Here is a 13,691-nt window from a genome sequence, read left to right as displayed (position 1 = left end):
ATTCTGATTAATCCTAAAGAATTTGCAAGCATCTGACACTGACCAGTTACAGGCTTGGTGATTAAAAAGGATTAATTTGCTTTTTCACGCATTACAGCACCAATCAGATAAGATAGCAACTAAAGCCTATCCCGAAGTTTTTGCAGTCCTTTACGCACCTCATTACGATTAGAAGAAGAAGTCATCCACTTAGGGAGTCGGCTAAAAATGGAGGCATTGCGCCAGCCTATTTCAGGATCTTTGGTGCGTTCACGAAGTCCGGCTTCGATATATTCTTCCAAAAGTGTAAGGTGTTTTTCAGAAAAAGCCCACAAAGTATACCCCAAGCAGTTAGTTTGCAGCCAAAGATCACATTCAAAGTAGCTGTCCGCCGGATTATCATGCCATTTGTATACCTGAATGGATCCATCAGAACGATCTGAATATCCGCATTTGTGACACACCAATTTTGCAGATCTCTCACTCTTTTTTGGATCCGGTAACACATATGCTTGCTCTTCGCACTTTGGACAAACAACCAGTACTGGATTTTCCCGCGTTGGTGTGGCAATTGTATAACGGTGAGTTCTCGGGTCGGTAAAACGATTCGAGTCTGACATTTTGGGAAATTAGTGTTTTTAATAGTATTTGCTAACTGCACAATACCAAGTCAATGCAATCTTAAAGATTAATAGTTAAATATTCCATTTTTAAAATCTCTGATACCGTTTGAGCGGTGGATTGATTGAAACCAGACTGAGAAATAAATAACAGGAGCAATTTTTTGGAAGTTTAAAGAAGGACTCAGATTACTTGAGTGGAAAGCTATCGCGAGTGTTGTACTTTTGTTGTACCCATTTAAAAACAAAAATATTAGCCTTTGATTTATTACTTCACCTCAGCTACTACTCTACCGTAACACTTTTTGCTAGATTTCGAGGTTGATCAACATCACATCCCCTATTTATGGCTATATAATATGATAAAAGCTGCAAAGGGATAACTGTAAGAATAGATGATAAGCAATCATCTATATCAGGAATTGCACAGCAAAACTCTGAAAGCTTAATTACATCCTTGTTAGACCTTCCGGTTACCGATATGATTCTTCCTTTTCGTGCTTTTACTTCTTCAATATTGCTGATCATTTTCTCATTAGTATGTTCGGTATGAGCAATCACTACTACCGGCATCATTTCATCTATTAAAGCTATAGGACCATGTTTCATCTCTGCTGCTGGGTATCCTTCGGCATGTATATAGGAAATTTCCTTCAATTTCAGAGCACCTTCCAATGCAACCGGAAAATTATATGATCTGCCCAGGTATAAAAAATTAGGTGCATAGGTAAACAATTGAGCGATTTCGTGTATCTCCTCACTTTGTTCGAGAATCTGTTGAATTTTATCCGGCACGGAGGCGAGTCCCTCTATCAGTTTACCAGCATAAACAGAATCAATACTCTTTTTCTTTTGACCGATTAAAATTGACATCATAGCCAAAACAGCTACCTGAGTTGTGAAAGCCTTCGTAGAAGCCACCCCAATCTCCGGACCGGCGTGATTGTAAACCCCTGCATCGGTTTCTCGGGCAATAGTTGATCCTACAACATTACAAACTCCCAGAGTTAAAGCACCTTTTTCTTTAGCTAATCTGAGAGCCGCAAGGGTATCAGCTGTCTCCCCACTTTGAGATATAGCAATTACAACATCATCTTCATTTATCAATTGTTCCCTATAGCGAAATTCAGAAGCATATTCTACTTCAACTGGTACCTTAGTAAGGTGCTCCAAAAGGTATTCCCCTACCAACCCCGCATGCCAGCTGGTTCCGCATGCTGTGATTATAAACCTTTTGGCTTGCAAAATACGATCCATCTCATCTACGAGACCTCCCAACTGTACCCGTTGTTTTTCAGTATCAAGCCTACCTCTTAAACAATCTTCGATGGCGTTGGGTTGTTCAAAAATCTCCTTAAGCATAAAGTGAGGATATCCTCCCTTCTGAATCTCTTCGATATTAAGAGCCAGTTCGTGTACTTCTTTAGTAAGCTCAACATCATCAATAGTGCTTACCTGATATCCATTTTCAGAAATAATGGCCATTTCTCCGTCATTCAAGTAAACAACTTTCTTGGTATATTCTACAATCGGAGAGGCATCAGATGCTACAAACATCTCTCCATCTCCAATTCCAATCAATAAGGGAGACCCTTTGCGAGCCACTATAAGCTGATTCTGTTCTTCTGTATTGACAACAGCTATACCATAACTTCCTTCAATTTGCTTAAGGGAAAGCTGAACTGCTTTTTTAAATGAAATTTCCCCCTTTCCGTTTTGGTAGATCTCTTCTATCAATTGAGCTATAACTTCCGTGTCAGTTTCAGTATTAAATTCTCGACCTTTATTTTGAAGCTCCCTTTTTAAATAATTGTAATTCTCAATGATGCCATTGTGAACTAAAGCAATTTTACCTGATTGACTCACATGAGGATGAGAGTTGATATCATTAGGAGCTCCATGAGTCGCCCAACGAGTATGTCCGATACCAACATTTCCTTGCATTACCCTTCCGGCGATTTTTGCTTTTAATGCATCAACCTTACCCTGCCCTTTTTCAATATCAAGACGTCCGTTGACCAATGCTATCCCTGCTGAATCATAGCCCCGATATTCGAGTCTTTTCAATCCATTTAAAAGAATATCTTTTGCTTCTCGCTTGCCGACATATCCTACAATTCCACACATACTACTTTTACTTTCTCTCTATTTTTCGATTAAATTTTTAGAAACTATTATTTTTATTGCCTTTTCTTTACTCACAAAAATTAAAACGAATAAAAAGATGATTCCTGGGCCCGGCTTTATGCTTCCGATACTAAGTTGTGAAGTGACTCATTCTATCTCTTGACCAAAGTAGTAGAACTGTCACTTACACTTGTTTGTTTATCTGGAATCATAAATGGATCAGTCCCTGATTCTATATCACAGGAAGCCGGAATCCCAAAAATCATCATTAATAAAATGATCGCGTATAAAGGAAATACAATACGAACAACTCTTAATGAGATATCATTGTTATTGTTATTGCGATTTCCCCGAAACAAAATATTCCTTTGTTTTTATGACAATTCTTCTTTAATGATTAAAAGAACTATCAGTCTGTTATCATTAAATCATCTACATATAAAAGTGAGAAAATTCTGGGGCTTGTAAAATCCAAGAAACTGTGATTTTTATGTAGAGATAATTAATCCTTAAGTATTCTCTTTTTAAGATACTCCTGTCATAAAAACTTAACTCAGTAACGATAATCATTTCAGTTTTCAGAAATATTTTTTATGTACCATGCACTTTAAGAAAGCATTTAAAATAAATTATCCTGAAAAAACCTGATTAACCGAGTTTATTATTTAATCTAGTAAATTCTCTCTCATCCTTACTAACCGAAAACATATATTATCTAAGATTTCTGTTACTATTCCTGAAAATACATGAAGTTTAGTGTGCAACAATTTCCCACAATGGACGATTTTGTACAATTATTTAACATCATATAGTAAATATATAAATAGCCCTCCTTCTCAATAACCTAGCCCCTCCCTCAAAATTCATTTTAAAGTTTTTTTTTAGAAATTGGAAGAGTTTGGAACGGTATTTGATTAGTATGATATAGTGTCGTTGAGAATAGATGTGTTAATAATCTCAACGTTATACTTGTCAAAGTTAAATGCGGGGATAGCTCAATCTGACAGAGCGTCCCGGAACCACCGGGAAGGTTGCAGGTTTAAATCCTGTTCCCCGCTCTTTTTAATATTTTTGTACTGGGTTGGGTTAATTGCTAAAGAAAAAACAACTGCTCATATCATAGATTTTTAAAAATAAAAAGATTAAAGAGCTATTTTTTCAGGTTGAATCCATGCCGCTTCAAATTCTTCTTCCTCTATATAATTTTCTTTTTTCTTATCTGATATAACCTTTGCCCTGATAAACAATTCATTTCCAGTAATCTTATATGTTGGCTCAATACCATCTTTTTCTGATAATATTTTTCCGGGTGTCTCAACGTCATTAGTCAAAGTACCTATAAATTGAGTCTTATAATTTACTCCTAACTCCGGATCTATTTTTATAATCAAGGTATCATTTCTAAGCTGAATGTCCGACAATCGTACGCCTGTAGAAGAATAAAAATCTCCTTTTTGTAAAGCATTAAATATTGAATCATGGGAAAGTTTAGCAGCTCTTACTTGTATCCATCCCCGACCTGGATTAGGAATTTCCGGTTTGAAAGCATGGTAGTTTTGAGCATCATCTACTGCTAAACCATAAAGTAAAGGCTTTCCATTTAACACGTAATAGGTATTAACCTCATCCCATATTTCTTCAGTAGAAGGGTGATTGGAGTCTCCAGAATTGCGGGCATTAGGATGGCCATTGAATAACTCAAAAAAACGAACACCTTCAAGCTGTTTCATATCATCTGCTGTTATCGCCCAATCAATATTTGGATGATTTACTTGAGGAAGAATAGTTGTGCCAAGGTTTTTGCTCTGCTCTAGGATTGTATTAATATTATTCTGAAGTACTTCAAGCACACTGTTCCCGGACTGTGGTTCAATTTCCTGTTGAATATTGGTAGCATTTACATGCACCGGTAGTCCTTGATAATCATCATGAATTTCCTCAGATTGCAGCAATAGAAATTTTTCTTCTTCATAATATTCTTCTTTATACTCATCAAATGTTTTTAATCTTACACTGTATGCACTGTCCAAGTCGGCGTATTCAACCCACTCTTCCCCAAACTTTTCTAAATAATCTTGAAATATAGTTTCTTCATAAGTGCCTTTAAGAACTTCCATCCACCGGTTACCCTCTGCAAGCCTATTATGTTCTGACAAAGCAATAAAATTATAATCATTGTTTTTATACCACTCTACAACATTTTCAGGATACTCATTTCCATTACTCCAGTAAGAATGTATGTGCAAACTCCCCTTATACCACTTTATCACATTCTCCTTTTTATCTTTTTCCTGATCATCACTATTCAACATATTGCACCCCCAAATTCCGGCAAATATCAAAAGAATAATTACCATTTTGTTTCCCCGGTAATCAGACAAAAAAGCTTTTGTTCCTCCTGCATAATCTTTCATAACCCGCTCCACTTTTTTCTTCTTTACGATTTTCTTAAGTGAAAAAGCGATGGTTGGTAATCACCAACACATCGCTTAATCAACTTTACCTCTCTCGTCCTCTTGCTTACACACAATAACTATCGTCCTCGATTAAATTAAAAGAGTATATTTTTTGATTCTTTTGTCATAAAAAATGTTTTAGATATTTTTTACCCAGGTCTTCATTTTTAATAATCTTACCCCTTTCTATTTCATTTTCCTTAAAAAGTGGGCCTGCAGGCAGAATAAAGCATGTAATAAAAACTGATATAACCCAAAACTTCTGATTAGTACAAAAGAATCAAATGTTTTTCTGTTTCCAGCCATTTACAAAAACTATATACTTTATATCAAATACGAATAAGTAATAGGCAAGAGAAACTATATCGGGAGTAGCTTTATGAATATATCAAATGGCTCAAATGGTGCTAATGGTTCTAGAGATGACCATTCACTTTCACATACTTCTAATTCAAATGGTCATAGCAAAAACGGATCCAATAATGTAAATACAAATTCGGAAACACATGAATTTGATGTCAGGCAGGTTTGGGGAATGTTATGGCGATATAAATACACAATATTGACCTTTACATTAATCACCACCTGCTTATTTGGTTTTATTGCTTATAATCTTGATCCCGTATATAAAAGTGAAGGTTCCATCTTAATTTCTGAATCAAAGAGCTACAATTCATACCGCAGTAATGGTGTTAGCACGATGCTTTCAAATATGTACGGAATAGGCAGAGAAAATAGGATTACGGATGAAATACAGATTTTAAAATCACGAAGCCTCTCAGAAAAGATTGCACAAGAGCTATCGGGGAATCCGTATATGGAAAACGGGGAAAAGTATCCCATCCTGTGGAGAGAATATCCGGAAAACGCTGAAAGCACAAGTCTTGATACAGTTGCGCAACGAATTCGTAAAAACTCTACATTTTCACATATTGAAAAATCAAATCTTATAAATATTCAATATGAAGGTAAATCTCCACTAGAAGCTGCCAAAATAGTGAACCTCACAATGGATGTTTATATCGATTTCTCATCCCAACAGAACAGAATGTCGGCTCACTCAGCTGTTCAGTTTCTTGAAGAAGAACAAAAACGTATTCAACAAAATTTAAAAGGAGCTGAACAAGCCCTGCGCAGCTTCATGAATAGTGAGAATTTGGTAGAACTAGACTCCCAGACCAATAAATTAATAGGGGATATAGCTGATTTAGAGTCAAATATTCAGTCTATAAAGGTTAAGCTTGTATCTATAAACTCAGCTATTAAAGAGTACAGTCAAAGATTGAATGATCTTAAACCTCAGCTTTTGAAAAATTACACCGAAGCTATCTTACCAAAACTGGATCGATTCCAATACCAATTAGCTGAACTGGAAACCAATAAAATGCTGATGTTATCACGGAATCCCAATATAGACGAGGAAATAAACCCACCTGCAGAGCTTCGGAAAATAAATGAAGATATTGCCAGAATACAGCAAAAAATCCGAGATACTACAGAAGAATTCTTAGCTCAAAATGAAGAATTTTCGGATACAAATTTGGGCAGCTCCGGAGCAAATATTGCCGATAATATTGCTGAGATAAAAAATGAACTCATCAGACTTAAAGTTGAACAAAATCAATATCGAGCCCAAGAAGAGGTGCTAACTGAGCATTTAAATGAGAAAAGGGCATTTTTTGAAGCACTGCCTAATAATATGATTGAGCTCGCCCGTACAAAAAGAGAAGTTGAGATCAATGAGCAACTTTACCGAACTGTTTCTGAGCAACTCGCCGAAATGAAGCTTTGGGAACAAACCCGATTTGGTTTAGGCCGGCCCATTGATGCGGGATTCGTTCCGAAGAAACCGGAAGGTAATAATCAGTTACTACTGCTATTGGTCGGTGTATTGATGGGTGGCATATTTGGAATTGGTTATTCTTGCATACGTGAATATACCGATCCTACAATCAGCAGAATGAAGCAAATCCAAAAATTTCATCTCCCTGTATTAGGGCTAATACCAAATTTAAAACGCACCATACAGAAAACCCATGGCAAGAAAAGTAAAGCTGATTTTAATGGTGCTGAGTTATCTACAAAATTTGTCACATTATTTGATTCTTATTCCGCGGAATCTGAGGCATTTAGAAAGTTGAGTAACAATATCATTTACTCGACTCCCCAAGATGGGCCGGAACAGAAAATAGTTATGACAACCAGTTTTAGTACTGATGAAGGAACATCAGAAGTTTTTGCAAATTTTGCCGTGAGCCTGGCTGAAATGGGAAATAAGGTATTAGCAATTGATACTGATTTTAGAAGGCCTGTCCTACATGAGATGTTAGGCCGCCAACGATCCCCCGGAATCTTGGAAGTATTAACAAGTGAGGCCAGTTTGGACGAAGCGATCCAAGAAACCAACATCCCACGGTTGGATATACTTTTCCCGGGTAAGGAACCCTCAAACCCATTTTTTATAAATAGAAGCAATGCATTTCATAAAATGATAAAAGGCCTCAGAAAAAGGTACAATTATATATTACTGAAAACAGCCCCAATGGGTCTTCTTTCGGACGCAACTCCTTTAGCTACTTTGGCAGACGGGGTAATGATTGTAAGTCGATTTGAAAAAACCAGGGAAGATGAATTAGAAGAGCTCATTCGAAACCTTCAAGATATTAATGCCAATATACTTGGTGTCGTCTTGTCATCATTCGATCATAAAAACAGTTTCGACTATTTTACCGGGTATTCCCGTTCGTACCAAAAGGCATATCAAAACTATTTCTCACAGAAAAGGGAAACAACAACAAAAAGTATAGCCGACGAACAAACCTTAACCATTTAATTCAAATAATGTCAGTACAGTTTTTAAGAGAGAAATCAGACAATTTTATAACTATGTATAAATATCAATTTCAGAGGGCATCAATATTTTTATTTGTCATTACGATAACCAATTTTTTTCTCCAAAATTCATCTTATGGACAAATAACTGATAGTGGCCGACAATTAGAATATAGCCAACAATTTCGTATGGCTGAAAGAATTATTCGTATAGCGGAACCCGGACAACTTGCGGATACTGTAAATGTATGGGGAGATGTTAGAAGTCCGGGCCGTTATTTGATTCCCCGACAAACGAAGCTTCCTGAATTGATTTCATACAGTTTTGGACCTACGGGACTAAGAGACAGAGAAACAACTCTGGACTGGTCAAAACTTCGTGTTGAGGTAAATGTTTCAACTTATAATGAACAGACTGATAATGAAAAAATTGAAACATTCAGATTCAGATATAATGAACCACTGCCTAAGGGAATCCGCACCTTCAGACTAGAAAACAATCAGGTTATAAGTGTACAGGTAAAACGAAAACCAGCCTTTATAGATTATGTAAGAGTAGTAGCCCCGGTCATTTCAGCTGTTGCAACGAGCATAATAATCGTTGACAGACTGGGTAATTGATTTTATCCACTACTCGCCAACTTAATATATTAAAGCCAAGTAAAATCCAATAGCATGCCCCACAGTCTGATTTGAGCTATTGAAACAAAATAATCAGCGTAAAATATTTAATTTTGCAGCAAGACCTTTTTGATAGCTGCCTGCAATGGATTTTTTTGACCTTCGGGTTGATCGGGCTGGTACCCCCCGCTTAACTCCCAGACAAAAACACCACCTAATCCCATTTCTTTTACATATTCAATTTTAGCCTCAATAGCTTTTTCTTCTTCAAAAGAAATAAATTGATCATTTAATAAACCGGGGTTGTCAATACTTAAAAACGCAGCTTTTACTTCTTCGTCCCAACGATAGTAATCGGAGTTAAATAAACTATCCATTATCGAATAGTATGGAACATCTACCTGTACTTCGGGCGTAATGGTTGACGTCCATTCTTGAAGTGGCTCATAAACGCCTCCGGTCCATATATCTCCATAAAATTTAATCCCAATGCTTAGTTTCTTTCTTGGCACCCCAGCCTTTATATATCTCTCAACATCACTGTTTACAGAAGGCAGATATTTATCCATGCTGACAAATTTATGCCCTCCATTATAAATTGCTGAATTATGCCAGGAGACCCATCCCTCCCAGGCATTGCTGTAGTTATAAGTCATCAGGTTAATATGATCGAGCTTTCCATGAATTCGGGCAAATAAATCAGATTGCCATATAGTAGTGGCCGTTAACATGGGTGTATCAAAAAGCGGGGTGTCGATGGTTTGAAGATTACTATACAATTCATCTACAAAAATTTCGTACAACTCCTCATCTTCCGGCTTTACAGGTTCTACATTCAGATCTATTCCATCAAATTCATAAGTCTTTAATAAAATCATCAGATTGGATATCAAGTTTTTTTGACTACTGCTATCCCTTACGGCAGCAATAAAATTTTCTCGGCTCTGCCATCCTCCAACCGACAACAATACAGGAACCTGATGGTGATGTGCTGCAGCAACAATCTCAGACATTTGACCCTCAATCCCTCTCATATCTTGATAATCACTAATCGGAATTAATGAACCATCCTTATAAAAAGTCAGACCAAAATAATTGAGACTTGTAATAGCCTGCCATTCTATTTCTTCTGTGGGAATTTGATGTATAGAATCATTCAAGGCCGGAGACTCATAATGCCACGAGGCTAAATATGCCATAGACCTTGGATTAAGAGTCTTCTCTATTTTTTCTGAATCTTCATTGCTCAACAAATCACAAGAAAAACTTGCAATTGATACCATCATCAAAATGATAAATTTCCTCATCATTCTTCTCTCTATATTCCTCTCTTTTTTTATATGAAACCAAACATAATCTCACTTTAAAATAATTAGAATCGAGTTAAAATTGTATTTGTTTTTCGTTGAGAGGTCTTTTTGATTCCAATTTAGAGGCACCTGGTATTTATTGAGAAAGACAGAAATAAGGAGTTTTACCTCTGAATCATGTCCAAAAGGCTATGGATTTAATGGCGAATATAAAATACTACGAGAAGCTTGTTTCTAATATTACAAAAAGTTCAAAAACCCTTCTATTTATAAAATGGAGTAAATACCTCATTATACAGTACAAACAGAGTGAGTCATTTAATTCAAGAGTATTAATCCTCGAGTGAAATCAGAAAACTATCTGACAGCAATTAATAATGTAAGGGTTACTATTTCAGAAATCGGGACAGAAAAAGCCGCTAAAATAATCGGAATATAATATGAAGCTGATTTTCATCATCATAGTTTTTCATCTTCTTGCCATACTCATCGGCCGGAATGATAATATTACCGGTTTCTGGTCAATAGTGATTGTTATAGCCCTGACATTATTAATGCTGTGTATGGTATTATATGGGTTATTTAATACTAATACTCCCGATTTAACTATTTAAAATGTAACTCAAGTAATGCTTCAACAAACAGGGTATAAAAAAAACCGTCAAAATCATTGGACACTTGATTTTTTGGGAATTAAAGAGTCAGGTCTTTTCCCACTTTTAATTACATTTTTTTTTATTGCCGGAGCCGGAGCTATCCTGTATTTAACAGAGGGGAATTTCAAAATAATTCTGGCAATTTTTTCTCTGTTGGCAGTAGTTGGACTTACTCTCTACAGGATTGACTATAGTTTTTTTCTATTCTTTGGTATGGTGCTTTTTTTCGACCAGTACCTTGTGCCTGGGTTTCGTCCATTCACCTATTACGTAGATTTCTTTAGGAATTTCAAAGAAATTTCTTATTTGCCCAGTCATCCTGCAGGGGTTATAAATCCGGTTGAAGTATATCTGTTTCTGCTTTTTGGAGCTTGGATGTTGGTCTTAGCAGTTCAGAAAAAAGCCGAACTGCAAAGAATCTTGATCTGGCCGTCTTTTCTATTTTTTTTAAGCTGTCTTATATTCGGATTTCTCAATGGCATACGCAGTGGCGGGGATTTAGTAATTGCCATATGGGAGTTCAGGGCTTTGCTCTATTTGTCTGTAATGTATCTTATTGTACCACAAATCATTCAAACGCGGGAACAAATCCGAATCTTGTTGTGGATTTGTATTGTCGCCATTTTCTTCAAAGCATGCCAGGGTATTTATCGTTTTGCAAATACAGGCCTATCAACCAGTGGTATACAAACCTTTACAAATCATGAAGATCCTGTTTTCATGTCTGTATTGTTCATTTTTTTGGCCTCAATGATCTTACTTAAATACAGAGATCAGCAACGAAAATTAATGCTTGTATTACTTATTCCCTTTTTATTAGGGTTTTACCTCTCTTTTCGAAGAGCCGCTTTCGCTGGACTGTTTGTGTCCTTGGCAACTCTTTTCTTTTTGATTGGCGCCGAAGAACGAAAACGATATCTCAAATTAGCAGTACCGGCGGCTATCTTTCTACTTGCCTACAGTACAGTGTTTTGGAACAATAAAAGTACATTAGCGCAGCCGGTACAAATGATTAAATCCGGTCTGGTTGAAACAAGTAAAGTTGAAAATCCGGAAGATTATTATTCAAACCTTTACCGCGACTATGAAAACTACAACCTTGCTGCTACGGTAAAGCGAAAGCCGCTTACCGGAGTTGGTTTTGGTAATAAATATGACCTACCTCTTGACCTTGATACTTTTGTTATGTCTTTCCCCCTTCGTAACTATATAGCTCACAATCAAATATTGTGGTGGTTTGCTAAAACCGGAGCTATTGGGTTTCTTAGTTTTTGGCTTTTTTTTAATGCTTTCGTTAGCAAGGGAGCTTCTGTATATGCCCAAACTGATGACCCCTATTTAAAAGCCGTATGCGCTATGATTGTAGTAGCAGTTATAAATCAAATGGTTGTATCATATTTCGACCTTCAGCTCACATACTACAGAAACATGATTTTTCTTGGGACACTTATGGGATTAATGCCAACTATTGAACGATTGGGTAAACAAGATGCTCAGTCGGTTTATGAATCTATCCAATAAAGGTCTATGACATTTTAAACTGAAATTAAGTACTACCGAAATATGTACACCTATGAAAGCAGTTCTTTTGACAGGTACAAAGCTTTTCAGCTTTTGTGGGTTATTTTTATTCTTTTTCACATGCTTATTAGTAGTCCGGGCTGGACTAGCATTGGAGATGAATTTTTAAATCCAAGCAACCACTTTTTTCTTGCTGTGAATATCCTTGTTGTTCTATTTGCCGTTGCCTCCTTACTGCGGCCAAAACACATGTTATATTTTTTATTGACACTCATCTGCTTAACGATTGTTAAGCTGGATGCTCTGCCCTCGGTACCTAATCATATCATCCTGGTGTTAATTATTCATTTCACAATATTTACGAGTTTTTTTTTCTTTTGGAACTCTTCTTTAAAGTCAAAGGAACGTATTGCCGCTTGGTTTGATAAAACTGCACCATATATAAGGATCGAACTATTGATCCTATATTTTTTTGTAGTCCTGCATAAATTAAACCATGATTATTTTGATCCCACTGTAAGCTGCTCTGTTGAATTGTACCATGAAATAACCTCCATTTTGCCTTTTCTTCCTCAAGAAATGTGGGTTGATGGGATAATGATTTGGTTAATACTACTTATTGAGTTGACCATTCCTCTCTTATTACTGTTTTCATCTACGCGTGTTCTTGGGGTTTTTACTGGCTTAGTATTTCATTTTCTACTTTCTTTGCATCCAAATTTGTACATCCTCAGTTTTACTGCTGAACTTTATGCTTTATATATTCTTTTCCTGCCAAGCAAACTGGTTCTGAATATCACTCGAGAATTTAAAAAGGGAATGCAAAGAATCAACATAAAACGAATTGTATTGGTATTATCCGGAACAGTCATTCTTACAACGCTGATATATTTCACCATCAATATTCTGCAATCCGGTTCAATCTCTAAAACATTATTAAAAAATATTTTTTCAGCTCTTTTTAGTTTGATACCTGTCTTTTGGAGTATATGGTGTCTGCTATTGATAACCGGGGCTTTTCTCATGTTCCGCGGTTACTTTTTTCATACTCCGGAAAATACCTCACCTTTTTTCAAGATTTCATGGTCCCCGCTTTTAATCTTTCCGCTTTTAACCATCTTCAATGGAATAACTCCTTATATCGGGCTTAAAACTGCCACTAATTTCTCTATGTTTTCAAATCTAAAAGTTGACGGAGCTGACAACAACCACTTGTTTTTACCTTCAAAATATCAGGTCTCTGATTTTCAAAATGATACCGTTATCCTACTCAATACTAACAATTCTTATCTACAGGCTTTTATAAATAGGCATGAACGAATGACATACTTCGAGTTAAGCCGATTTCTTTATGAAAATCGTTCAGAAAATATACATGTAACCTTTATAAGAAATGGATCAAAACAAACTGTTCGTCTTCCTGAACAAAAAGCGAGTTTATCTTTAGAATCACCGTGGATCGCTCGAAAGTTACTGCTTTTCCGCGGTATACCAGATCAAACATCTACTCCGTGTCAATGGTAAAGTTGTGATTAAAAGACCCCCTGCATTAATACAGCCCTTGATTAA

Annotated in this window: 8 protein-coding genes and 1 tRNA gene; 5 read left to right on the top strand and 4 right to left on the bottom strand. The window is 36.3% G+C overall.

All coding sequences use genetic code 11. The features are described 5' to 3' along the window. Positions 1 to 119: 119 nt before the first annotated feature. Together HUJ22_RS02715 and glmS are read right to left on the bottom strand one after the other, a co-directional pair. Entirely contained in the window at positions 120 to 599 is a 480-nt protein-coding gene (locus HUJ22_RS02715) for a hypothetical protein (protein ID WP_290873381.1), read from the bottom strand. A 285-nt stretch (positions 600 to 884) separates the two neighbouring features. Next, positions 885 to 2,726 (bottom strand): glutamine--fructose-6-phosphate transaminase (isomerizing), encoded by a 1,842-nt coding sequence (gene glmS, locus HUJ22_RS02710; RefSeq protein WP_290873378.1) that lies wholly within the window; start codon positions 2,724 to 2,726, stop codon positions 885 to 887. A gap of 984 nt (positions 2,727 to 3,710) precedes the next feature. Here glmS and HUJ22_RS02705 point away from each other — a divergent pair. Continuing rightward, positions 3,711 to 3,784 (top strand) — tRNA-Gly (locus HUJ22_RS02705). Between the two features lie 84 nt (positions 3,785 to 3,868). Here the strand turns inward: HUJ22_RS02705 and HUJ22_RS02700 are convergent. Then, complete coding sequence (locus HUJ22_RS02700) at positions 3,869 to 5,140, bottom strand: hypothetical protein (RefSeq protein WP_290873375.1); 1,272 nt, start codon at positions 5,138 to 5,140, stop codon at positions 3,869 to 3,871. Between the two features lie 421 nt (positions 5,141 to 5,561). Here HUJ22_RS02700 and HUJ22_RS02695 point away from each other — a divergent pair, with 421 nt between their 5' ends. Next, on the top strand, positions 5,562 to 8,015 hold the full coding sequence (locus tag HUJ22_RS02695; RefSeq protein WP_290873373.1) for a polysaccharide biosynthesis tyrosine autokinase: 2,454 nt from the start codon (positions 5,562 to 5,564) through the stop codon (positions 8,013 to 8,015). Between the two features lie 188 nt (positions 8,016 to 8,203). After that, a complete protein-coding gene (locus HUJ22_RS02690; protein WP_290873370.1) occupies positions 8,204 to 8,635 on the top strand; it encodes a hypothetical protein in 432 nt (143 codons plus the stop codon). A gap of 107 nt (positions 8,636 to 8,742) precedes the next feature. Here the strand turns inward: HUJ22_RS02690 and HUJ22_RS02685 are convergent, their stop codons facing one another. Beyond that, a complete protein-coding gene (locus tag HUJ22_RS02685) occupies positions 8,743 to 9,945 on the bottom strand; it encodes a glycoside hydrolase family 18 protein (protein WP_290873367.1) in 1,203 nt (400 codons plus the stop codon). Positions 9,946 to 10,574: 629 nt separating this feature from the next. Here HUJ22_RS02685 and HUJ22_RS02680 point away from each other — a divergent pair. Beyond that, positions 10,575 to 12,122, top strand: coding sequence for an O-antigen ligase family protein (locus tag HUJ22_RS02680; protein ID WP_290873364.1), 1,548 nt, complete (start codon positions 10,575 to 10,577; stop codon positions 12,120 to 12,122). Between the two features lie 42 nt (positions 12,123 to 12,164). After that, a complete protein-coding gene (locus tag HUJ22_RS02675) occupies positions 12,165 to 13,646 on the top strand; it encodes an HTTM domain-containing protein (RefSeq protein ID WP_290873361.1) in 1,482 nt (493 codons plus the stop codon). Positions 13,647 to 13,691 lie beyond the last annotated feature (45 nt).

The sequence above is a fragment of the Gracilimonas sp. genome (genome assembly GCF_014762685.1).
Lineage (GTDB): Bacteria > Bacteroidota > Rhodothermia > Balneolales > Balneolaceae > Gracilimonas.
Note: the sequence above shows the minus strand (reverse complement) of the source record. Positions and strands in the feature narration are given on the sequence as shown.